This window comes from Pseudomonas alkylphenolica (genome assembly GCF_000746525.1).
In the GTDB taxonomy this organism is placed as follows: Bacteria; Pseudomonadota; Gammaproteobacteria; order Pseudomonadales; family Pseudomonadaceae; genus Aquipseudomonas; species Aquipseudomonas alkylphenolica.
The window spans coordinates 3602923-3622784 of the sequence record NZ_CP009048.1; the positions used below are offsets into that span (position 1 = coordinate 3602923).

Genomic DNA, 19862 nt, shown 5'->3' on the forward strand with positions numbered 1-19862 from the left:
TGTTGAAAGGGCGCGCTACGCGCGTCGAAGAAGGCCGGTCCAGACCCTTCCTCGGCGGTTGACTCAAATATAACGATGAGTTATAAAGCTCGCTTGATTGCGGAGGAAACGCGTTTTCTCCAGGGCTTCGATCCAATAGCGCGCCCGGTCGCCAGACCCTTTCAAACCTGTGCGAGTGTGGTGGAATTGGTATACACAGCAGACTTAAAATCTGCCGGCGTGAGCCTTGCGGGTTCGAGTCCCGCCACTCGCACCATCTTCTGCAAAAGGCGCCTTATAGGCGCCTTTTTGCTGTCCGCGATTCACCCCGCCCAACGCAAAGGCGGCAAGCAACTGCTAAGGTAAAATGGCCCGATAACAAAGGAAGGTGGCCATGCGTTATACCTTGTTCGACAACCAGCGTGATGTAATCATTTTGCTCGCCCGTATCCTGCTGATGATCCTGTTCATCATGTCTGGCTGGAGCAAACTGACCGGCTTCGACGGTACCGTCGGTTACCTGACCTCACTCGGCGCCCCCATGCCCACCGTCGCGGCCGCCGTTGCGGTAATCATGGAGTTCTTTGTCGCCATCTTGCTGATCGTGGGCTTCTACACCCGTCCGTTGGCATTTCTGTTCGCCTTGTTCGTGATCGGCACGGCAGTGATCGGTCATCCGTTCTGGACTATGGTCGACCCGGAACGCGCGGCCAACAGCACACAGTACTTCAAGAACCTGAGCATTTGTGGCGGTTTGCTACTGCTGTCGGTGACAGGTGCCGGCAGGTTCTCGGTGGATGGGCGATAACGCGGCGACCTGCGGCTACAGGTCATCAAGCGGATCGACACCCTCGTCCCAGTCGATTTCATCCAGGGCGTCGGCTTGTTCATCGTCGTCCTGCGGATCGAACAACGGGTCGACTTCGTCCTGCTGTACAGGTTCGCCGTCGTAGAACTCATGATCGAGCAAGTGGTCGTGTTCAGGTTCGTGAATATCCGGCTCGTCGTGCATCATCAGTTCCTGCAGCAGCGCTTTTGGCAATAAGGGACGCTTGTATAAGCCAGGGGCTGCAAATCGTCAACGTCAGGGAGCGCCAATGAAATACCTGCTGATTTTCATCCTCAGCCACCTCGCGACCTACTGTGCCATTGGCGCGGTTATTGACGCACGCCTTCAGGGCCTGGCCGAAGACCTGCGCCATTACCCCCACGCCCCCATCCAGGCCCAGTACTTTGAAGACGTGCGCCTGCATGCGCAGCATTCGAAGATCGAATACTGCGCGCTGCTCGGCACGCTGCTGGCCGCGCTTCTATCGCTGCTGACATGGGGGCTGAGCTGATCAGCAGGGACACCAGAAAAGCTAACCTGGCTGGCGAAGCAAGGCAGCGTTGGCCTGACGCACCATATCCAGCCATTCGCTGGCACTGACCGAACCCGCCCGCTCCAGTTGCTCTGCAGCCATCAAGGCCTGGTCATAGGTTGCTTCCTGCAGCACACCCTCGCCAAGGAAACGGGTACGCCATTGCACAATAGCTACGGCCCCTTTCTTGTCTTCCATCCCCATCCCCAACTAGCACCGGTTACGGGCAGCAAATCGGCTTGCCGCCCAAGCGGCGGCGAGATTACACGATAGCTAAATACTTGAGAATAATTTGCATTATCGTCGATACTACTGAATAGACAGACGGTCAGTAGCCCCCCACGGTCTATCAAAGAGAATCCCCTCAACGATTTCTGTAAAATCGCTACTGAGCCAAGCATGGAGGCGCAAAAATGAAAGCAATCGGTACATTATTGTTAGCGATATCACTAACAGGCTGCGGGACGATAAACACCGTATTCAGGGACGACAGTGTGGCAAGCAGCAAGCTTGCCCGATGGCAGTCGCATTGCGATGCCATTCCACGGGTCTACAGCGGCGCAGCCCTGGACTTCTGCGCATTGCATGCCGAACCCCGGCAAACCACCGACATTACCGGTCAACCCTCAGCATTGTTGATGCTGGTGGACCTGGCATTGTCGGGCGTGGCAGACACCGTAGCGTTACCCTACACAATCTACGTACAGTACAGAGACGGCAATATTCCGAAGACCCGACTGCAGTAGTGGCGAGGTAATTGACATACCTCTGGTCGCCTGCCTTACAGCTTTGTTGCAGCGCCCCGAATGGATGACTAATAGTTAGTTGTCTGCCTGGGGAGGCACAAAAAATGCAACCAAGATTCGTTATCGTTCCGGCGGTGCCAATAGAGCAACAGTCCTTCCGCGCTGGCACCCGCTTCTACGCTACAACCGTGTCGGGCGGCTTCGACATCTACGACAACCAGGAAAAAATGCGGCTCAAGCCAAGCTACCAGGGCAAAGAAGAAGCAATGGCGCATTGCGCCCGGATGAACGCCGAAGACAGCTCAAGCCCAGTGAACTGTCCCGCTTATTTGATGCAGTCCTAGCCAAGCGGTGCCCAGCGTCACGAAGCCACGAGTGCGGGCATCGTGGCGCTGGGTTGTTTGCGCCACTGACCCTGACGCTTCGGGATGCTCAAGCTACGCTTAGCCTTGTGTCAGGCGAATGCCTTATACAGACACGGGGCATTGCCTTGACCATCATGGCAGGTAACGTTGCCTGCCATTGGGAGGCAGCATGAAACCGTTAAATGTTGTTGTCTTGAGCGCTAGCCTGTGTCTTTTTGGGGTAAGCGCTGCAATCGCTGATGAAGTGATTTCCCAGGAAGGTGACACAACGGTTGGATCTGGATTTGGTGCGGGCACAGGGCTGCTGGCTGGCGGCGCGGTAGGCGGCCCGATAGGAGCATTGGTAGGAGCAGGTGTAGGTTTTTTTGTCGGATCCGGCGTGCAGTCTGCAACCGGGCAAGAAGGACGAACTTACAAGGTGCGAAGCAGCACCGGTGAAGTAAAAACTGTTCGTTCTCCTCGCGAAGAGTTAGCCATCGGCCAGCAGGTCGACGTAAGTGGTATCAGGCTGCGGGCAGCTACTCAGTAATCTTTTCGTTTCAGCACCAGGAAAGAGCCCGCTTCGGCGGGCTTTTTACTGCGCAGTCATCGTCTCATCACACTCAGGCTTTTTGCGTTGAATCTGCGATTGCCTGCAAAAGCCTGGGCAAATTTCCAAAAGCTGATTGTCGGGCTTGAGCAAATCGATTCAACACTGCCAGCTTTTCAGGATCGCCCTCCTGCAGGCTTCTCAACACTGACGGCAACAGGTGCAAACGGCACTGCGCAAGCCAGTTGGACAATCCCGCGTGGTGCTTCCATTGCCGCTGATTGTCGAGATAAGCGACCCACATTTTGATCCAGTCCACCGGTGAGTGCGGCACCGTGCGGATTCCACGGTCATCTGGCCACCCATTCCATGAGCATCTGACCACCGATTCCACGCTGATCCGGCCACCCATTCCACGCGCATCCGGCCACTGATTCCACGGCCATCCGGCCACTCAACCGGGCAGGCAGCTACGCAGGATTTCTTCACTACCATCGACCTCTTTTTCGAAGCAGAGAGGTCGTCGTGGAGCGTTTATCCATGCGTAAGATTCGCGAAGTACTACGTCTCAAGTTCGAGGTCGGACTATCAGCTCGCCAGATTGCGGTCAGCGTGCAGGTCGGTCGTGTCACCGTCGGCGACTACCTCAATCGTTTTGCCGCCAGTGGTCTCAGTTGGCCCTGTTCGTTGTCCGATGCCGAGTTGGAGCAGCAACTGTTCCCGCCGGCCCCGGCGGTTGCCAGCGAGAAGCGGCCTTTACCCGATTGGGCATGGGTGCATGCCGAACTGCGCCGCCCCGGGGTGACCCTGGCGCTGCTCTGGCAGGAGTACCGCCTGAGCCAGCCGCAGGGCTTTCAGTACAGCTGGTTCTGTGAGCACTACCGGGCCTGGCAGGGCAAGCTGGACGTGGTGATGCGTCAGGAGCACCGCGTCGGCGAGAAGCTGTTCGTCGACTATGCCGGCCAGACGGTGCCGGTTATCGACCGCCACAGCGGCGAGATCCGCCAGGCGCAGGTGTTCGTCGCGGTGCTCGGCGCGTCCAGCTACACCTTCGCCGAAGCCACCTGGTCGCAGCAGCTGCCGGACTGGCTAGGCTCGCATACCCGTTGCTTCGCCTTCCTCGGCGGCGTGCCGGAGATCGTGGTGCCGGACAACCTGCGCAGCGCGGTGAGCAAGGCCCATCGTTACGAGCCGGACATCAACCCCAGCTACCGCGACCTTGCCGAGCACTACGGAGTGGCGGTGGTGCCGGCGCGGGCACGCAAACCGCGCGACAAGGCCAAGGCCGAAGTCGGCGTGCAGGTGGTCGAGCGTTGGATCCTCGCGGCCCTGCGCAACCGTCAGTTCTTCTCCTTGGACGAACTCAACAGCGCCATCTCCGTGTTGCTGGAGCGGCTCAACCAACGCCCGTTCAAGAAGCTGCCGGGCTCGCGCCAGACGGCCTTCGACAGCCTGGATCGTCCGGCGCTGCGCCCCCTGCCGGAGCAACCCTACGTCTACGCCGAGTGGAAGAAAGCGCGGGTGCACATCGACTACCACGTCGAGGTCGATGGGCATTACTACTCGGTGCCGTATCAACTGGTGAAGAAGCAGCTGGAGGTGCGCCTGACGGCGCGCACCGTCGAGTGTTTCCACGCCAACCAGCGAGTGGCCAGCCACCTGCGCTCAATGCACAAGGGCCGGCACAGCACGCAGGCCGAGCACATGCCCAAGAGCCATCGCGAGCATGCCGAGTGGACGCCACAACGGCTGATCCGCTGGGCCGAGCAGACCGGGCCGAACACCGCCGGCGTGATCCGGCACATCCTCGAACGGCGCATCCATCCGCAGCAGGGCTACCGGGCCTGCCTGGGCATCCTGCGCCTGGGCAAAACCCACGGCGAAGTGCGCCTGGAGTTGGCCTGCCGTCGCGCCATCAGCCTCGGCACGTGCAGCTACAAGAGCCTCGAATCGATCCTGCGCCAGGGGCTGGAGAACCTGCCGCTGGCCCAGCAGCACCTGCCCCTGCTGCCGGACGACCACGCCAACCTGCGCGGCCCCGGCTACTACCACTGAACACAAGGAATCCCACCATGCTGCCCCATCCGACCCTGGACAAGCTGCAAACCCTGCGCCTGCACGGCATGCTCAAGGCGCTGAACGAACAACTGAAAACCCCGGACATCGACAGCCTGAGCTTCGAGGAACGCCTCGGCCTGCTGGTCGACCGCGAGCTGACTGAACGCGACGACAAGCGCCTGAGCAGCCGCCTGCGCCAGGCCCGGCTCAAGCACAACGCCTGCCTCGAAGACATCGACTACCGCAGCCCGCGCGGGCTGGATAAGGCGCTGATCCTGCAACTGAGCGGCGGCCAGTGGCTACGCGACGGCCTCAACCTGATCATCGGCGGCCCCACCGGTGTCGGTAAAACCTGGCTGGCCTGCGCCCTGGCCCACCAGGCCTGCCGAGAAGGCTACAGCGTGCGTTACCTGCGCTTGCCGCGTTTGCTGGAAGAACTGGGTCTGGCCCATGGCGACGGGCGCTTCGCCAAGCTGATGAGCAGCTACGCCAAGACCGACCTGCTGATCCTCGATGACTGGGGCTTGGCCCCGTTCACCGCCGAACAGCGGCGCGACATGCTGGAGCTACTGGACGACCGCTACGGCCAGCGCTCGACCATCGTTACCAGCCAGATGCCGGTGGACAACTGGCACGAACTGATCGGCGATCCGACCCTGGCCGACGCTATCCTCGACCGCCTGGTGCACAACGCTTACCGGATCAATCTGAAGGGTGAATCAATGCGCAAACGGACGCAGAAATTGACGACGCCAGCCAACCCGGACTAACAATGCCACCCCTGCGTCGCTGCGCTCCGACTGCCCGGCCGGATGGCCGTGGAACAGGTGGCCAGATGGCCCTGGAATGCCTGGCCAGATGAGAGCGGACTGGGTGGCCGGATGGCGTGGAATCCGCAGCACCGGGACAACCCCACAGAGTGCATTCATCTGCGCCTGATCGTCGAGATGGCTTTCCACGTAGGCGATCACTGCGGCACTGAACAGGATCTGATAACTGCTCACGGTCACCAGGTTGATGCGATCGCCGTCGAACGCCTTCACGCTTCCTTCGGGAATGGTGGGGATAGCGCTCGCACTGCAGTCGATGTAAAGGGCGTCAGAATCACCTGCGGTGCTGCCCTTTTCGAGGGATATGCCGCTGGCTTCAATCGCTCGAACCCGTCCCAAGTGCACGACATCGCTTATGCGTCGTAGCGCACACAACTCCCCCTGCGACACCGTCGCAGCGCGGAATGCGGTGGGTTCGATGGTTTTGTCGATGCGCAGTAGTTCGCCAGCATTCTCGAGCCTGAAGAACAGATCGGGGATCGAATCGGCAGCGCCTATGGCTTCGAACTGGTTCGCAAGGCTGCCGATCGTTCGGACAAAATTCTCCGGGCCCGGCTGAATGTTGGCGCGATCCAACAGCCAGGAAGTGTTTGGAACGATCCACTGAACCCTGTTTGCTGCCACCCCGTTCTGCAGCAGCCACAGACAGGCATCGATGCCGGTCTTGCCTCCCCCCACCACCACATACCGCAAATAAGGCTGGCTGATCTTCGGCAGGTCGTTCAGCGGTATGCAGCGTATACCGGGGGCTACCCGGTAATGCGGCGAATGGGTCGAAGGAACGGCTGTCTGGGCAATAGTCGCATCCACCAGTTTCCTGCGCACCTGGACAGGCTTGCTGTCGCCGGTGAGCAAGGACGTGATGCAATGAGCACCGCTGCGATTACCTTCGTAGGTGTGCATCGGAAAGTAATGCACCCGACCTGACGGCAAGAATCGCTGGTGCATCAGCTGATCGAAGTAACAGACAATTTCGGCGCCTGAGGCAAGTTCATACAAGCCCCCGCCCCATTCGGAGTCGTCCGTGTGACCGGAGCCGAGCACGCGGGAGTTAACGCCATAGAAGGCAGACGGCTGGTGCAGGCGGACAAACGGGTAGGCATCGTTCCAATGCCCACCAGGTTGAGCATGTCGATCCACCATCAGCACATTCGCATCCGACTCATCGAGCAAGGTATCGACGAAGGCCATAGCTGTTGCCCCCGCGCCGATGACCAGATAATCCGTCGCTATACTGGTGGTGTTCATAGATACACCTTTACTACGCTTGAGTATTCTCCTCCATCAAGTCAGACTAGTTCTTTTTCGCATACCGCGAGAGAACAGTTGTTGCTAATCTGCATAGCCAACAGCTTTAAAGCTTAGACCTCGCAATACACGCCTTGCGAATAGTGGATTTCAACTGAAAAACTTTCGACTATAAGATCGGAAGAACCACCATGGCGAATACAAGTACATTTTTTAAAACGAACTTGTAATGATGCGCTGGAACGCGGATGTCCGGGCTCAGCCTCCAGCGGTAAGCGCGCCACTTTCTCCGCACTCATCAGGGACAAGTAATGCCCTCAGTGCTTCAGGAACCTCAATAATTTTCCTGGTAACCGGTGAGACGCAAACGTGTGTCAGGCTAGCGGTAAATGCCTTGATACCTGGCGCTACATTTCCCTCGACTAGAAATGTGAACGAGTGAAGCGAAACGCTGGAAACACTTACTTTCATGGAAAGTTCGTCATCCCAGGTGACCGGATGAAGAAACTCCAGCGAAAATGCCCTTGCCGGAGGCAGCAAATCAAAGCCTAGCAGGGTTCTTAATCCAGGACCGGACAGCCAAACTGAAAGTGCATCATGAACGGCCTCAATAACGAAGTACGAAAATCTGGGTGTGTAGACAATCCCTTCCGGGTCACAGTCACCGAACAACACCTTTCTTTTGACAATCACTGCGCTCGACACAAGATCAATCCTTAATATTGAGTGACCGTGTTCTAACAACCACCTCACCATGCCTGGTTGCCGAGGATTGGCCCAGAAGGCTCGAAGTTTTTCATCTCGCCGCCGCGCAACGAAATCACGGTATCACCGTCTGCGGCGCGGAAGCTTGAGCATTTTCGAGAACGTGATGCGCTTCGAATTTGCCAGGAAAGCGGGTTACTTAAGCTGCAACCGAAGATTGTTCAGATGCTCAAGCGCAGCCTCCTTCTCCTCCATGCCGACCGGGCCCTCGCTGCCCATGATTGAGGAATAGGCATCCTCGTAGACCTTGGCAACAATCTGGGCGCTCTCGGAGCGCTTCAGGAAAGCCATCAGAAGGTGTTCTACTGCATCGACTTGCGCTTGATTCAAGCTCACAACGACCTCCTAGACCCGGCCCCATGCCGTTCACCCGTAATACCCTATCCCAAAGCAAATTTCCACCATGCTGCAATGGCGGGAAGAATGATTTGCTTATGGATAAGCTGGCGTGTCGGCACGCTCGTCAATCTTAATATCCACAATTTTGAGGTCCCACCAGTCTTCACTTGAAACGTACTTCAAGCCGTACTCGAGTCCGGCGAATAGGTAAACGTCCCAAAACAGATAGCGTGCCCGACATTCTGCTCTCAGGACGAGGTGGTGTACCGCGCGACGACTGCGGACGAGCTGTTCGCCCTGCGCAATAAACTGCTACGGCACAGAACCCGGGTGTTGCTACAGCTCCAGTTGCACAACCGACACAACGACGACCGGCCTGACGGTCTATGACTCTAGGGCGCTGCTCGCCAGCGCCTCACCAGGCGCAAACAGCTAGTGTGCGATGCCCATGGCGCCAGCTGAGGTCTTCCGGATCAATGCCACATCGACGTGATAGTTGGAAAAATCACTCGACCTGGCGTCAGTTCGCAAGGTAGCGCTCAAGACAACGTCCTGCTCGCTTTTCAGCATCTCCAGAGTAGTGGAAAACTGATGTTCGTGAACGAGCAGCAACAGAGCGCTCTCCGCGCGCCCTGAAAGCTCCTGCTTCATTTCCGAAACGCTGAACACCAACGCAACGCCGCGCTGGTAAGAAGCGACAAGATCGCGGGTGGGCTCGATATCCAGTTCCAGAACGCCCTCGACTCGACGAAGGTTTGCCACTCGCGACTGAGTTAGCACAAGACCACAAGCTTGCAGAAACAATGATTCATACCACTCCACAGCGATCTCCTTGAAATAAGCGCGACACCAATACCCCACTTCAACGAATCACGCTACTTCGGCGAGGGTTAATCTACTTGCTGGTCAATCAAGGCAAGACCGGCAAGCGTCTGCTGGTCGTCATGCCATGAGGCGCATCAACAATCGAGTGCAGCAACGCCGTCGGCAACTGCACATTCACTTGCGCCTAGCGGTTTTAAGGAGGCTCCCTATGGCTGCGAGTCAATCAGATCGGTCGGCGAAGACCGCTACGAAGCGAAAGCTGCTCGGCGAGGAAGAGCTGCGCATGCGGGCCAGACAAGGAACTCGGAATGTCCTTGCCGAACTGATGGAGTGCCACGGCATTGAAGAGCAAACCGCGCGCCAGCGAGTGCTCGATCAGTGCAAGGCCGCCTGCCCCTCCGGCGCTGCCCGCCTTTTGACGAATACCGCGCACCACCGCAAGGCGAGGAAATATTACTTTTAAATGTTTTCGATATCTGGCATGGGCCCCGCTGCTTCAAGGATCGCAGCAAGGTCCTTGTCATCAGTGACATCGGCGATGTTTTCATATCCTCTTTTTTTCAGCTCTTCAGCCATCCCGGCCCTCCAAACCCGAACAGCAGCAGCTACCCGTTGGAGTCGCTGGATCGGTTCGGACTTCTCCATCTCCTCTTCTATTTTTTCAATGGAATCGCGGACTTTCTGCGCTTGTTCGCCGCTGATTGTAATCATTCTACCGCCTCACTTTTTTGGTTGATATTAAGTACACCAGGCGTCCGCCCAACATCAAAACGCCATCTTCTACCCCATTTAAACGAATCACACCACCCCGGCTAGGGCGGAGCCTGCACGCAAGGACGCCGACATGACCGACACAACCAGCACGACGTGAGTATGCATCGGGTGTGCGGGCTGGGCGCCATCGAGCAGTACCTGGCAAACAGGAATGTCAGTAAGGCCCGCAAACCCTGGGGTGTCGAACTCGATATGGGGGCCCAGAATGCTGGCCTGGCTGCAGGGTGACGAGTCGAGCTCAACCACGGACTGGCCTCCGGCGGCCAAGGTGCTCTGCATATCTACAAGGCCTGACAAGGAGATGTTGTGAGCACATTCGCAGTCTTCGGCATGACCGCCGATGTAGCGCTTTCTGCCCCCCTGGAGCTGACCCTGACTGACTGGAACCTTGCCGTCGAGCAGCAGGCAGCCAACATCATGTCCGGTGGGAAGGTGAAGCAACTTAGTCAGATGTTCGACGCACCGCAGTACGCCCAGCAGTTCATGGAGCTTACGAGGAAGACTGACAAGTTTCGCGACCTCCGCATAAGAGCCAAGTGCGTGATCACCGACGCCAAAGGCAAGCCGGTGATCAACGTGAAGACCAAGGCACCGAAGATCGGGTGGCTCGACTTTCAGCCGGAAGAAAGAGCCGCCTAACTCTTGTCTACGCTCGGCTGCTTGTGGATCTCCAGGCGCCGTGCATCCCTGGCGAACCATATCCCCACCCATATCACCATCAGGCAGATGAATACCACATCCCATGCCTTGTGTTCGATGGCTGCCAGGATCGCAAAAAACTGCAGGGCGGAAGCCCACCACAAAAACGGTCGTATTTTCGAGTAGCGCATATCCAACCTCTCCACCCCCCGCATATCAAAATTTTAGCCGAGTCCCGACGAGGTATCCCCATGCCCACAGAAAACCGATCCAGAAACACCGAGTAAATGGTCAGCGTGCCGCGTGAGCAACTGCAGCGCGCCGTCACGCTGAAGAAAGCTGAGGTGGCCAGCGGGATGGAAGACACTCTGTACGAGAAGCTGGCCGATCAGTTCTGTTGCTGCTAGTCAGTTGGTGAAACGAATGTCGTCGACTGCAACTGCGACGAGTACATCCACGATTTTGAGCTGGTTGCAGATAGCGCCAGCGCAGAGCCTGCACCAACCTCCTACGGCTTCAGCGGCGGTAACATGGCCGACCAGGGAGCTAAGGCGTTTGCTGCGCGCGATCCGGAAGTTGCGCAGTTACGCGCACGCTTGGTTGAGCGGGACACGCTGCTTCGGGATATCAAGGACAGCCACGGCGCCATGCTGATGAGCTGCCCGCCGCAAGATCCTTGGATCAGCAACCGGACCGATGAGCGCATCAATGCCGCCCAAAATGCTAGCGCTGCGCAAAACCCCATCCAATGACCAAAGAGTACATCTGTGCTCCACTCCTCACCCTCTATCGAATAGCCGCTATAGAGAGGTGCTCACCCGGATAACGCATCACTTATGGTCTGGCTTCCCCCCAGTTTGTATCGCCCTGCTTTGGGCAGTGTCAACTGAAGCTGGAACAAGAAGTTCCAACGAAGATGCTCGATGCACGAACAAGGTAGTGATGTCATAGGCAAAACTGGAAACACTCCAATTAAGTTGATTAACCGCCAGTCTCGCTGACACAGAGAGTTTCGGATTGTTTTTCGCTGCCACCACCAGCCGATGAGCCTTAACAAACCTATAATGCAAGCTTTCCGGATTATCTCCACGATTGTCATCGGCATAATCTAAAAACCGAAGAGATTCTTTTTCTCCAATCAACAATCGAATTCTATTGTGAAATGATCTTAAATTCTCATTCCACTCTGATACAGTTTCAAAGTACTCACTCTCTCTGATCGCTAATTTTTCTGCTGGCGCGCCATCGCAAATAGCCCAAATCAGCCGCTGAAGCCGAAAATACCGACGGTCAACAATCGAGGATAGCTGCTCGAGCAAGAGTGCTCCATCGGCGTAACGCTGACGATACATGTCCAGTCGTGCTTGACGCCGCCAAGTCATCCACTGAAAAAAGTAGCCGAGGCAACCGCCTAAAATTGTTGTAAATAGAAAACCAACAACAACTCTACCTACTTCAGTTGCGAGAGCACGCCAAATCGCTCCGAAGAATTGTTCCATTTGTCCTTCCAAGTATTGAATGAACATACACCAGTGAAATTGTGCTGCGTAGGCAGTTTTTTAGTGTAGTCACATCAACCTAAATTATCCTGTCCACTCCTATCCGATTTGTCACTGTCTGGTTCTACGGCGGGTGAGGCATTCCTGTGAAAAAAGAAGAACGCGCAGTCTGGATCGACGGCATCCCACACACGACCTTTGAAGTGATGGAAGACAGCGAACACTACTGCCACGGTTTCGTCTTCTCGATCGCCGATTTGTACCCCCTCCCCACCTCTGCCGCCATGCGCAGCGTGGAGCCTATCCTGGGATGGACACCTGATTTTTCCCGAGTGAAGTGAAATGCGACCAAGAAGTACCGAGAACCGCAACCTGCCGCCCGGTGTATATCCGACCGAAGGCCGCCTCGGAAATCGAAGACATTGGCCAGGCCTGCAGGCTGCTAGGCCGCTCCAAGGAGGAGATCACGAAGCGTGTTTACCGCCGTGTTGGCGAGGTGGTTAGCCCAACTAAATAACAGGCTGATGCGGAAACGATGCCTATTTATGCGGAAATGATCGGCTTTTCGAGCGCGCAAAGAAAAACCCCGCAGACGTTAATCTGCGGGGCTTTCAATAATGGAGGCCGAGGTCGGAATCGAACCGGCGTAGACGGATTTGCAATCCGGAGCATAACCACTTTGCTACTCGGCCTCAAATGCTCGAGACCCTTGAACAAGCGATCTCCAACATATACAACTCTTTAAGGAAACAACTCAATACAACTGCTATCTCCTTGAAAACGCTAAGCTTTTCAGCTGCCTCGTTTTCGATGGACGCAATTATGGACTCATTCGATTGAGCTGGCAACCCCTTGAATTCAAAAAGTTTATTTTTTTCTGCAAGAAGCGCCAAGCGCCTGTGAAACCCGGGTTCGAACGCAGGATTCGGGGTGACGCATGCCCGCTAAAGCGCCTTATCATACGGAACACGCCCCCTGCCCGCTGCGTAATATGCCGTCGATGATGCAAACCGAACTGGACCTGTTCAATCCTCAAGACCCACTGCACCCGCAATGGGTCGGCAAACAAGCGGTGCTACTGCCAGGCTTTGCCCTGCCCCAGGTTCAGGCGATGCTGCCGGTACTGCGTGAGGTTGTCGCCCAAGCGCCGTTTCGCCATATGATCACACCCGGTGGGTTGAAGATGGCTGTGGGGCTGACCAATTGCGGGGCGCTGGGTTGGGTGAGTGATCGCCAAGGCTACCGCTACAGTCCGGTCGATCCCCTGAGTAATCAGCCCTGGCCGGTACTGCCCGAGGTGCTGCTGGAACTGGCCAACCGCGCAGCCGTCTTGGCCGGGTTCAACAACTTTCAAGCCGATGCCTGCCTGATCAACTGTTATAGCCCAGGCAATCGCTTGAGCCTGCACCAGGACCGCGACGAACGTGACTTCACCCAGCCGATCGTGTCGGTGTCGCTGGGGCTGCCCGCGGTGTTTCTGTTCGGCGGACACACCCGTAAAGAACCCACCCGGCGTATTGGTCTGCGCCATGGTGACGTGCTGGTCTGGGGTGGCGAGGACCGCTTGCGCTACCACGGGGTGCTGCCACTCAAGCCGGGGGCACATCCGCTGCTGGGCAATCTGCGGATCAACCTGACCCTGCGCAAGGCCGGATAACGACCCGCCTGAATTGCACTCCCCAGACTCAAGCGATAGAGTCTTGCCCACCCCAATCAATAATGAAAATTGTTTCCCAACCCTGACAGGAGTCGCGGTGTAGATGCGATGGATCAAAGCATTTATTACAACACTGGCCGTCGCCTTGCCGCTGACCGCCAGCGCATTGGCTGACGAGACCTCGGTGCAGGCCCCAAGCCCCGAGAGGCCATTGGCAGGCAGCCTGCTCACAACCGCCCGCAACGCGGCAGTGGTGATCATCATTCCCGGCTGCGGCCCTACCGATCGCAATGGCAACAACCGTCAATCAGGTCTCACGCCAGTGCCCATCTGGTGCTGCTGGAGCACGCCAACCATGTGCTCAAGTACGTACCCGCAGTTGATCGGCAGGCTAACCTGACCGCCTACAGCAACCCGCAATTACCCCTGGCAGAAGGCCTGATGCAGGCGCTGAGCAGCTTTATCCTCAAGCAACAACCCGCTAACGCTCTGGAGACTCCTCGTCCGTGAACAACAAAGCTTTGAGCCAGGCTCAGTATCACCGCGCAGCCCTGCAAGTACCGGTCTACCCGCATCTGATCCAGGCAGTGGAGCAATCAGGCTTGACCGCTGGCAGCACCGCCGTGGACGTTGGTTGCGGTGCCGGCCGCGATACCCGTTACCTGCTGGAGCAAGGCTTCGTCGTCCATGCCTTCGACCAGGATGCCAACGCCCTGGCACACCTGCAGGACTTGAACGAGCACCCTCGACTTACAGTGCAACAAAGTCGTTTCGAAGACTTCGATTACCCGCAAGCCGACCTGATCACTGCATGTTCCAGCCTGTATTTCTGCCCGCCTCAAGCCTTCGAGCAAAGCTGGCGCAAGATCGTCAGCGCCTTGCGTCCTGGCGGCGTGTTCTGCGGCCATTTCATGGGGCCGGAAGACAGCTGGGCACAACTGGAGCGCGGCGATCTGAGCATCCATTCAGCTGAGCAGGTCAAGCAACTGTTCAGTGAATTCGACGTACTTGACTGGCATGAACACAATCAACCGGGACAGACCCTGCTCGGTCGTAGCAAACACTGGCATACCTGGTCAGTGTTGGCGCGAAAGACGGGTGCCCGCTAGCAACACATTAACTGTATATACATACAGATAAAGCTTGCCAGCCCCGTCAATCCTGCGCATTCTATGCCTCACTCCAGCCATAGAATGACACCCAGCCGGCATGCGTCTGTTTCTCTGCGAAAAGCCCTCCCAGGCCAAGGACATCGCCAAGGTCCTCGGCGCCAACCGCCGCGGCGATGGCTGCTGGGTGGGCACTGACGTCACGGTCACCTGGTGCATCGGCCACCTGCTCGAAACCGCCCCGCCCGACAGCTACGACGCCCGTTACAAACGCTGGGCACTGGCTGACCTGCCGATCATCCCGAGCCAGTGGAAGATGCTGGTCAAACCGAAGACCGCCAGCCAGTTCAAGGCGGTCAAACGCCTGCTCGGCGAAGCCCGGGAGCTGGTGATCGCCACCGACGCCGACCGCGAGGGCGAGATGATCGCGCGAGAGCTGGTCGAGCACTGCCGCTATCGCGGGCCGATCCGCCGCCTGTGGCTGTCGGCCCTGGACGATGCCTCGATCCGCAAGGCCCTGGCTACGCTCAAGCCCGGCAGCGAAACCTTCAGCTTGTATCACTCGGCGCTGGGCCGCTCGCGCGCCGACTGGCTGATCGGCATGAACATGAGCCGCCTGTTCACCCTGCTTGGACGCCAGTCCGGCTATCAGGGCGTGCTGCCGGTAGGTCGGGTGCAAACCCCTACCCTGCGCCTGGTCGTGGATCGTGACCGCAGCATCGCCGACTTCGTGCCGGTGGCGTTCTGGGCTATCGATGTTCTGCTCGACAGTGCCGGGACCCGCTTCAGCGCACAATGGCGCGCCGCCGAAGACACCTGCGACGATCAGGGTCGCTGCCTCAACCAAGCCCTGGCCCAGCAGGCCGCCGCGGCTATCGGCAATGCCGCCAGCGCCCGTGTGATCAAGGTGGCCACCGAGCGGGTACGTGAAGCTGCGCCCCTGCCCTTCGACCTTGGCACCCTGCAGGAGCTGTGCTCGAAAAAGCTCGGTCTCGGTGCCCAAGAAACCCTCGACATCGCCCAGGCGTTGTATGAAACCCACAAGCTGATCACCTACCCGCGCAGCGACTGCGGTTACCTGCCGCTGAGTCAGCACGCCGAGGCAGCGGCCATCCTCGCCGCGCTGCTGCGTGCCGACTCCAGCCTTGCACCCCTGCAGGGGCATCTTCAGGCCCAGCGCCGCTCACGGGCCTGGAACGATGCCAAGGTCAGTGCCCACCACGGCATCATCCCCACCGCAGCGGCCAGCGACCCTTCGCGTTTGCCGCCCAAGTACAAGGCGGTGTACACCCTGATTCGCGCCCGCTACCTGGCGCAGTTCCTGCCCAACCATGAGTACGACCGCACCCAGGCCGACTTCGACTGCGCCGGCCAGGCCCTGCGCGCGGTGGGTAAGCAGATCGTCGAGCCGGGCTGGCGCCGCGCCCTGCCTGAGGCGCTGACCCCGGCCAAAGGTCGTGAGGCTCCGGTCGCGCAAGTACTGCCAGCCTTGCAGAAAGGGCAGGACTGCGCCGTGGCCGAAGTCAATCTCAAGGACCTGTGGACCCAACCGCCCAAACCCTTCACCGAAGGCGACCTGATCAAGGCCATGAAAAACGTCGCCAAACTGGTGGACGACCCACGCCTGAAACAGAAGCTCAAGGACACCACCGGCATCGGCACTGAAGCTACCCGCGCGGGGATCATCCAGGGTCTGCTGGACCGTGGTTACCTGATCAAGCAGGGCAAGGCACTGAGTGCCACGCCAGCAGCCTTCAGCCTGATTGACGCCGTGCCCCGGGCGATTGCCGATCCGGGCACCACGGCAATCTGGGAGCAGGCGCTGGACATGGTCCAGAGTGGTGAAATGAGCCTGGAAGACTTTGTCGCCAAGCAGTCGGCATGGATGAGCAAGCAGGTGGAGCGCTGTGCCGGGTTGAACCTGACCATCAGCGGCCCGGCGCTGCCGCGTACACCGTGGAAGAAGAAGCGCAAGAGTAATGCGGGTGCGGGTAAGCGGGGGCGGGCATCATCGCGGGGCAAGCCCGCTCCCACGGCTTCGCGATAACGCTAAATAGCCTGCTTGATCGCCTGCAAGGTGTAGCTCAACGGCAACCGCCAACGGTCCTTGTCCAGCGACCATTCCCCTTGCGCATTCTTGCTCATCTGCCCCGGCAAGGCCTCCCAGGGGATGCTGTCGTGCTCCACCAGTGCGCTGATCTGCAAACCATGGCGCAACAGGGCACTGACGACCTCGCCCAACCCATGGTTCCATTCATGGGTCACCGTGTGACTGAGCGCGGAGTCCGTCTCGACATAGGTCTGGTCACTGTCCCAGACCGTCGGGGCTTCGCGTTCGAAATAGGGATACTCGATCACCAGTCGATCCTGATGATCTTCGTTCACCGCGAGCAGCATCGGATGCCCCTCGCGCAGGAACAAGCGGCCACCTGGCTTGAGCAAAGCCGCTACCGTGCGCGCCCAGCGATCGATGCTCGGCAACCAGATCAAAGCACCGATACCGGTGTAAACCAGATCGAAGCTACCGGGAGTGAGTACCTGGTCAGCGGCATAGACATCCGACTCAACATAGTCGATTGACGTGTCACAGCGTTGCGCCAGGACACGGGCCTGGGCCAGCGATTGCGAGGAAAAATCCAGCCCGCTCATCCGCGCCCCCAGCCGTGCCAGCGACAGGGTGTCGGTACCGATATGGCACTGCAGATGCACTGCGCGCAAGCCGCTAATGTCACCCAGGCGTGGCAGGTCGAAACGTACCACTTCGGAGAGGTGTTGCGGATCGGCAATGAACCTGTCCACTTCATAGTCAGCGGATGCCGCATGCAGTGACGCCCGTTCATCCCAGCTGCGGCGGTTGAGTTCCAGCGAGTCGCTCATGATCAGCCTTCCTTTGGCAAACACCAGAACGCGCAACTATAGCCCGCTCACAGCGCCAGGCTCAAACTGACCATCAGATTGCGCGGCTCGCCCGGCAGGTTCCACACCGCGTTGTAACCGCGCTCGTAGTATTTGCGGTCGAACAGGTTGTTGAGGTTCAGGCCGACGGTGGCGTGCTCGCTGACCTTGTAGTGGGCCAGCAGGTCGAGCGTGCTGTAGCCCGGCAGGCGAAAACTGCTACCGGCTTGCCCGGAGCGGTCACCGACATAGTTGGCCGACGCGCCGATATCCGCCCCCTGCAGCACGCCCCGCTGAAACTCATACACCGCCATCAGGCTACCGCTGTGCCGGGGAATGCCAAGCAGGTCGCTGCCCTCGGGCAGGCTGGCATCGCCCTTGGTCACCTCGGCATCGATATAGGCATAGGCACCGATCACGCGCACGGCATCGCTCAGCTGGCCACTGAACTGCAAGTCGACGCCCTGGCTGCGAGCCTTACCGGCAGCAACGCTGTCGCCGAAAGCATCAGTGGTGATGACGTTTTCCTTGTCGATCCGGAACAGCGCCAGGGTCGCGCCCACGCGGCTGTCGAACAGATCGAACTTGAACCCGGTTTCATAGCCCAGGCCCTTCTCCGGTTTGTACACCTGACCCTGGGTACCGATGCTGTTGGGCTTGAACGAGGTCGAGGCGTTGGCAAACACGCCGACCTCGGGAGTGAGCTGATACAGCAACCCTACTCGCGGCGTGGCCACATCTTTTTCCTGCGTGTTGCTGATCTGGCTGCTGCGGTTCTGTGCTGTCTGCTCGATATGCTCCAGGCGCAGGCCGATCAGACCGCGCAGGCGCTCGGTGAAGCTGATCTGGTCTTGCAGGTTGAGGGCGTAGCTCTGCGTGCGCTCAAAAAAGTCATTGGGCTTGACCAGCACTGGCTTCGGCTTGCCATACACCGGGTTGTAGATATCCAGGCCATAAGCCAACGAAGTGGCGCTCTGCGGGTACTTCTGGCTGTTGCGGTAGTTCTCGTATTCCAGGCCGATCAGGCTCTGGTGTTGCCAACCGGCGAAGTCGAACTGGCCATGCAGTTCAGCCTGGCTGATGTTGTCGTTCCACTCGAAATCCCGCTCGCGGTAAAAACGGCTGAGGGTGGTGCCGACCAGGCGTTGGGGCTCGGAGCTGTTGCCCTTGAGCCGGCCCTGGGTGTAGTGATTGGCCAGGCGCAGCTTCCAGCTGTCATTCAGGTAGTGCTCCAGGGTCAGGTCCAGGGTCTGGTTGTCGTTGCGGATGCGCCCGTCGTTCGGCTCGCCAAAGAATGTCGAGCGGCTGACCGGACCCAGTTCGTTGTTCACCGCCGGGACCCCACGATCAAACACCGACTCGGTACGCGAGAACTCGCTGTCGATCGACAACAGCGTGTCCGGGCTCAACTGCCAGTTCAGCGATGGACTGACGATACGCCGCTCACTGCCAACGTAGTCGCGAAAACTGCCGTTGTCCTCCACCGCCACGTTGACCCGCGACAGCACGCGGCCGTCTTCGCTCAGTGGCGTGTTCACATCCAGGCTGCTGCGATAGCGGTCCCAGCTGCCGGCGCTGGCCTTGAACTGCGTGAAGGCCTCGGCCTGGGGACGCTTGGTGACGATGTTCACCAGGCCACCTGGATCACCCCGCCCGTACAGGCTGGCCGCCGGCCCCTTGAGCACCTCGATGCGCTCGATGTTCGAGGTGTCTGGGGCGCTGTAACTGCCGCGGTTGACGGCGAAGCCATTTTTGTACAGCTCGCCGGTGGTGAAGCCGCGCACGCTGTAATTGAGGAAGGTCAGGCCACCGAAGTTGTTCTGCCGGCTCACCCCGCCGGCAAAATCCAGAGCCCGATCGATACGGGTGCTGTTGAGATCTTCCAGCACCTGGCTCGGCACCACAGCAATGCTCTGGGGGGTGTCGCGGATGTCGGTGTCGGTCTTGGTCGCGGTGCTGGAGCGATTGGCGCGATAACCTTGCACTGGACCTGTGGCGGACTCTTCGACGTGGCGCTCGCTGACGGTCAGGGTATCGAGCAACACTGGTTCGGTGGCGGCAGCGGGCAGTGCCAACAATGAGGCAGACAGGCCGAAAGATAACCTTCCTAGGGGGTAGTTCATGGGGGCTCCTTAATGATTATGTGATAACATAACAATTAATGGAGCCATTTCAAAATGGTTAACGGCCTTATCGCGGGGCAAGCCCGCTCCTACAGGTGCAGTTCACCTTGTGGGAGCGGGC

27 protein-coding genes, 2 tRNA genes and 1 pseudogene are annotated in these 19862 nt (G+C 58.5%); 17 read left to right on the plus strand and 13 right to left on the minus strand.

Annotation, left to right across the window (positions count from 1 at the left end; translation table 11 throughout):
- The first annotated feature begins 171 nt into the window (after window positions 1–171).
- Together PSAKL28_RS16455 and PSAKL28_RS16460 are read left to right on the plus strand one after the other, a co-directional pair.
- Window positions 172–256, plus strand: a tRNA-Leu gene (locus tag PSAKL28_RS16455).
- A gap of 117 nt (window positions 257–373) precedes the next feature.
- Complete coding sequence (locus tag PSAKL28_RS16460; protein ID WP_038612523.1) at window positions 374–787, plus strand: DoxX family protein; 414 nt, start codon at window positions 374–376, stop codon at window positions 785–787.
- 15 nt (window positions 788–802) lie between these two features.
- On the opposite strand, the gene PSAKL28_RS16465 is transcribed toward PSAKL28_RS16460, so the two are convergent.
- A complete protein-coding gene (locus PSAKL28_RS16465; RefSeq protein ID WP_306452872.1) occupies window positions 803–1021 on the minus strand; it encodes a hypothetical protein in 219 nt (72 codons plus the stop codon).
- A 55-nt stretch (window positions 1022–1076) separates the two neighbouring features.
- Here PSAKL28_RS16465 and PSAKL28_RS16470 point away from each other — a divergent pair, with 55 nt between their 5' ends.
- The gene (locus PSAKL28_RS16470; protein WP_038612526.1) at window positions 1077–1319 is read left to right on the plus strand and encodes a hypothetical protein; all 243 of its coding nucleotides are present in this window, start codon (window positions 1077–1079) and stop codon (window positions 1317–1319) included.
- A gap of 21 nt (window positions 1320–1340) precedes the next feature.
- Here PSAKL28_RS16470 and PSAKL28_RS16475 read toward each other — a convergent pair whose 3' ends face one another.
- On the minus strand, window positions 1341–1538 hold the full coding sequence (locus tag PSAKL28_RS16475; protein WP_038612527.1) for a hypothetical protein: 198 nt from the start codon (window positions 1536–1538) through the stop codon (window positions 1341–1343).
- A gap of 215 nt (window positions 1539–1753) precedes the next feature.
- On the opposite strand from PSAKL28_RS16475, the gene PSAKL28_RS16480 reads away from it, so the two are divergent.
- From PSAKL28_RS16480 to PSAKL28_RS27105, 3 genes are all read left to right on the plus strand, one after another.
- A complete protein-coding gene (locus tag PSAKL28_RS16480) occupies window positions 1754–2086 on the plus strand; it encodes a YceK/YidQ family lipoprotein (RefSeq protein WP_038612529.1) in 333 nt (110 codons plus the stop codon).
- A 104-nt stretch (window positions 2087–2190) separates the two neighbouring features.
- Window positions 2191–2430: a hypothetical protein gene (locus PSAKL28_RS16485; RefSeq protein WP_038612531.1), complete on the plus strand. Its 240-nt coding sequence runs from the start codon at window positions 2191–2193 to the stop codon at window positions 2428–2430.
- Between the two features lie 190 nt (window positions 2431–2620).
- A complete protein-coding gene (locus PSAKL28_RS27105) occupies window positions 2621–2980 on the plus strand; it encodes a hypothetical protein (RefSeq protein WP_075226554.1) in 360 nt (119 codons plus the stop codon).
- 73 nt (window positions 2981–3053) lie between these two features.
- Here PSAKL28_RS27105 and PSAKL28_RS27110 read toward each other — a convergent pair whose 3' ends face one another.
- Complete coding sequence (locus tag PSAKL28_RS27110; RefSeq protein WP_157687044.1) at window positions 3054–3299, minus strand: hypothetical protein; 246 nt, start codon at window positions 3297–3299, stop codon at window positions 3054–3056.
- Between the two features lie 221 nt (window positions 3300–3520).
- On the opposite strand from PSAKL28_RS27110, the gene istA reads away from it, so the two are divergent.
- Window positions 3521–5035, plus strand: coding sequence for an IS21-like element IS1491 family transposase (gene istA, locus PSAKL28_RS16490; RefSeq protein ID WP_019364253.1), 1515 nt, complete (start codon window positions 3521–3523; stop codon window positions 5033–5035).
- 17 nt (window positions 5036–5052) lie between these two features.
- Window positions 5053–5808, plus strand: a complete 756-nt coding sequence (gene istB, locus PSAKL28_RS16495) for an IS21-like element ISPpu7 family helper ATPase IstB (protein ID WP_003290589.1) — start codon at window positions 5053–5055, stop codon at window positions 5806–5808.
- Here the strand turns inward: istB and PSAKL28_RS16500 are convergent.
- The 4 genes from PSAKL28_RS16500 to PSAKL28_RS16510 all read right to left on the minus strand — a co-directional run bounded on the left by PSAKL28_RS16500 (window position 5758) and on the right by PSAKL28_RS16510 (window position 9042).
- On the minus strand, window positions 5758–7116 hold the full coding sequence (locus tag PSAKL28_RS16500) for an NAD(P)/FAD-dependent oxidoreductase (RefSeq protein WP_174446944.1): 1359 nt from the start codon (window positions 7114–7116) through the stop codon (window positions 5758–5760). The two genes, istB and PSAKL28_RS16500, sit on opposite strands and share 51 nt — an antisense overlap.
- 258 nt (window positions 7117–7374) lie before the next feature.
- The gene (locus tag PSAKL28_RS27115) at window positions 7375–7821 is read right to left on the minus strand and encodes an acyl-CoA thioesterase (RefSeq protein ID WP_075226558.1); all 447 of its coding nucleotides are present in this window, start codon (window positions 7819–7821) and stop codon (window positions 7375–7377) included.
- Window positions 7822–8016: 195 nt separating this feature from the next.
- A complete protein-coding gene (locus tag PSAKL28_RS16505) occupies window positions 8017–8217 on the minus strand; it encodes a hypothetical protein (protein ID WP_051939439.1) in 201 nt (66 codons plus the stop codon).
- A 435-nt stretch (window positions 8218–8652) separates the two neighbouring features.
- Window positions 8653–9042: a hypothetical protein gene (locus PSAKL28_RS16510; RefSeq protein ID WP_038612534.1), complete on the minus strand. Its 390-nt coding sequence runs from the start codon at window positions 9040–9042 to the stop codon at window positions 8653–8655.
- A gap of 211 nt (window positions 9043–9253) precedes the next feature.
- Here PSAKL28_RS16510 and PSAKL28_RS16515 point away from each other — a divergent pair, with 211 nt between their 5' ends.
- Complete coding sequence (locus PSAKL28_RS16515; RefSeq protein WP_051939441.1) at window positions 9254–9508, plus strand: hypothetical protein; 255 nt, start codon at window positions 9254–9256, stop codon at window positions 9506–9508.
- Here the strand turns inward: PSAKL28_RS16515 and PSAKL28_RS16520 are convergent.
- Both PSAKL28_RS16520 and PSAKL28_RS16525 read right to left on the minus strand, forming a co-directional pair.
- Window positions 9505–9756, minus strand: a complete 252-nt coding sequence (locus tag PSAKL28_RS16520) for a hypothetical protein (protein WP_038612537.1) — start codon at window positions 9754–9756, stop codon at window positions 9505–9507. The genes PSAKL28_RS16515 and PSAKL28_RS16520 overlap by 4 nt on opposite strands.
- Window positions 9757–9843: 87 nt before the next feature.
- On the minus strand, window positions 9844–10098 hold the full coding sequence (locus PSAKL28_RS16525; RefSeq protein ID WP_038612540.1) for a hypothetical protein: 255 nt from the start codon (window positions 10096–10098) through the stop codon (window positions 9844–9846).
- Window positions 10099–10125: 27 nt separating this feature from the next.
- Between PSAKL28_RS16525 and PSAKL28_RS16530 the strand changes: the two genes are divergently transcribed.
- Together PSAKL28_RS16530 and PSAKL28_RS16540 are read left to right on the plus strand one after the other, a co-directional pair.
- Window positions 10126–10458 carry a hypothetical protein gene (locus tag PSAKL28_RS16530; protein WP_038612544.1) on the plus strand — a complete coding sequence of 111 codons (333 nt, stop codon included), beginning with the start codon at window positions 10126–10128 and terminating at the stop codon, window positions 10456–10458.
- A 530-nt stretch (window positions 10459–10988) separates the two neighbouring features.
- Window positions 10989–11210, plus strand: a complete 222-nt coding sequence (locus PSAKL28_RS16540; RefSeq protein WP_038612549.1) for a hypothetical protein — start codon at window positions 10989–10991, stop codon at window positions 11208–11210.
- Window positions 11211–11288: 78 nt separating this feature from the next.
- Here PSAKL28_RS16540 and PSAKL28_RS27725 read toward each other — a convergent pair whose 3' ends face one another.
- The gene (locus PSAKL28_RS27725; protein ID WP_157687045.1) at window positions 11289–11957 is read right to left on the minus strand and encodes a hypothetical protein; all 669 of its coding nucleotides are present in this window, start codon (window positions 11955–11957) and stop codon (window positions 11289–11291) included.
- 146 nt (window positions 11958–12103) lie between these two features.
- On the opposite strand from PSAKL28_RS27725, the gene PSAKL28_RS16545 reads away from it, so the two are divergent.
- Both PSAKL28_RS16545 and PSAKL28_RS28280 read left to right on the plus strand, forming a co-directional pair.
- Window positions 12104–12298 carry a hypothetical protein gene (locus PSAKL28_RS16545; protein ID WP_038612552.1) on the plus strand — a complete coding sequence of 65 codons (195 nt, stop codon included), beginning with the start codon at window positions 12104–12106 and terminating at the stop codon, window positions 12296–12298.
- Window positions 12299–12345: 47 nt separating this feature from the next.
- Window positions 12346–12474, plus strand: a pseudogene (locus PSAKL28_RS28280) (integrase); the annotation flags it as partial.
- 101 nt (window positions 12475–12575) lie between these two features.
- Here the strand turns inward: PSAKL28_RS28280 and PSAKL28_RS16550 are convergent.
- Window positions 12576–12649, minus strand: a tRNA-Cys gene (locus PSAKL28_RS16550).
- Between the two features lie 308 nt (window positions 12650–12957).
- Between PSAKL28_RS16550 and alkB the strand changes: the two genes are divergently transcribed.
- The 4 genes from alkB to PSAKL28_RS16565 all read left to right on the plus strand — a co-directional run bounded on the left by alkB (window position 12958) and on the right by PSAKL28_RS16565 (window position 16770).
- Entirely contained in the window at window positions 12958–13614 is a 657-nt protein-coding gene (gene alkB, locus PSAKL28_RS16555; protein WP_038612555.1) for a DNA oxidative demethylase AlkB, read from the plus strand.
- Window positions 13615–13947: 333 nt separating this feature from the next.
- Entirely contained in the window at window positions 13948–14124 is a 177-nt protein-coding gene (locus PSAKL28_RS27985) for a hypothetical protein (RefSeq protein WP_174446945.1), read from the plus strand.
- Window positions 14121–14723 carry a class I SAM-dependent methyltransferase gene (locus tag PSAKL28_RS16560; RefSeq protein ID WP_051939443.1) on the plus strand — a complete coding sequence of 201 codons (603 nt, stop codon included), beginning with the start codon at window positions 14121–14123 and terminating at the stop codon, window positions 14721–14723. The genes PSAKL28_RS27985 and PSAKL28_RS16560 overlap by 4 nt, the downstream gene beginning before the upstream one ends.
- A 100-nt stretch (window positions 14724–14823) precedes the next feature.
- On the plus strand, window positions 14824–16770 hold the full coding sequence (locus PSAKL28_RS16565; RefSeq protein WP_038612558.1) for a DNA topoisomerase III: 1947 nt from the start codon (window positions 14824–14826) through the stop codon (window positions 16768–16770).
- Window positions 16771–16772: 2 nt separating this feature from the next.
- Here PSAKL28_RS16565 and PSAKL28_RS16570 read toward each other — a convergent pair whose 3' ends face one another.
- A complete protein-coding gene (locus PSAKL28_RS16570) occupies window positions 16773–17600 on the minus strand; it encodes a class I SAM-dependent methyltransferase (RefSeq protein ID WP_038612561.1) in 828 nt (275 codons plus the stop codon).
- 47 nt (window positions 17601–17647) lie between these two features.
- Window positions 17648–19741 (minus strand): TonB-dependent siderophore receptor, encoded by a 2094-nt coding sequence (locus PSAKL28_RS16575; protein ID WP_038612564.1) that lies wholly within the window; start codon window positions 19739–19741, stop codon window positions 17648–17650.
- Between the last annotated feature and the right edge of the window lie 121 nt (window positions 19742–19862).